Consider the following 1,431-nt stretch of genomic DNA (forward strand, 5'->3'; position numbering starts at 1 on the left):
AAAAACGGCGCGGGATTTCCGCGCCGTTTCTTTTTGCCGGGGTGGTCCCGCTCAGATGTGGATCACCCGGTCGAAGGCGTCGAGCACGCTTTCGTGCATCATCTCGCTCAGCGTCGGGTGCGGGAAGACGGTGTTCATCAGGTCTTCCTCGGTGGTTTCCAGCTGCCGGCCCACCACGTAGCCCTGGATCAGCTCGGTCACCTCGGCGCCGACCATGTGGGCGCCCAGAAGCTCGCCGGTCTTGGCGTCGAACACGGTCTTCACCATCCCCTCGGCCTCGCCCAGGGCGATCGCCTTGCCGTTGCCGATGAAGGGGAAGCGGCCGACCTTGACGTCGTAGCCCAGTTCCTTCGCCTTCGCCTCGGTATAACCGACGCTGGCCACCTGTGGCTGGCAGTAGGTGCAGCCGGCGATGCTTTCGGGCTGCACCGGGTGGGCATGCTTGCCGGCGATCAGTTCGGCCACCATCACGCCTTCGTGGCTGGCCTTGTGCGCCAGCCAGGGCGCGCCGGCGATGTCGCCGATGGCATAGAGCCCGTCGACCCCGGTGCGGCAGAATTCATCGGTGATGACATGGGTGCGGTCGATCTTCACGCCCAGGCCTTCCAGGCCCAGCCCCTCGACATTGCCGACGATGCCGACGGCGGAAATCACCGTGTCGAACTCGTGCTTCTCGACCTTGCCGCCGGTTTCGATATGCGCGGTGACCTTGCCCTTGGCGCGGTCGAGCTGCTTGACCATGGATTTTTCCATGATCGTCATGCCCTGCTTGACGAATTGCTTCTTGGCGAATTTCGAGATCTCCTCGTCCTCCACCGGCAGCACCCGGTCCATCACCTCGACCACGGTCGTGTCGGCACCCAGCGTGTTGTAGAAGCTGGCGAACTCGATGCCGATCGCGCCCGACCCGATCACCAGCAGCTTTTTCGGCATCCTGGGCGGCTGCAGCGCGTGCTTGTAGGTCCAGACCAGGTCGCCATCGGCCTCCAGCCCGGGCAGTTCGCGCGCCCGCGCGCCGGTGGCCAGGATGATGTTCTTCGCGCTGAGCTCCTCGGTGCCCGCGTCGGTCTTGACGCTGACCTTGCCCTTGGCGGGCAGCGTCGCCGCGCCCATGAACACGGTGACCTTGTTCTTCTTCAGCAATCCCTTGACGCCCGCCGACAGCTGCTTCGCGACGCCGCGCGACCGCTTCACTACCGCGTCGAGGTCATAGCCGATGCCCTCGGCGCTCAGCCCGAATTCCTTGGCCCGGTGCATCAGGTGGAACACTTCCGACGACCGCAGCAGCGCCTTGGTCGGAATGCAGCCCCAGTTCAGGCAGATGCCGCCCAGGTGTTCGCGTTCCACCACCGCGACCTTCAGCCCCAGCTGCGCGGCCCGGATCGCGGCAACATACCCACCGGGACCAGCCCCGATCACGACGACATCAAA

At 65.1% G+C, this 1,431-nt stretch carries 1 protein-coding gene; it reads right to left on the minus strand.

Annotated elements, in window-relative coordinates; all coding sequences use genetic code 11:
• Positions 1-51: 51 nt before the first annotated feature.
• On the minus strand, positions 52-1,431 hold a 1,380-nt coding region (gene lpdA, locus IT775_RS21130), incomplete at its 5' end, for a dihydrolipoyl dehydrogenase (RefSeq protein ID WP_212703229.1).

The organism is Thalassovita aquimarina (genome assembly GCF_018219815.1).
Classification (GTDB): domain Bacteria; phylum Pseudomonadota; class Alphaproteobacteria; order Rhodobacterales; family Rhodobacteraceae; genus Thalassobius; species Thalassobius aquimarinus.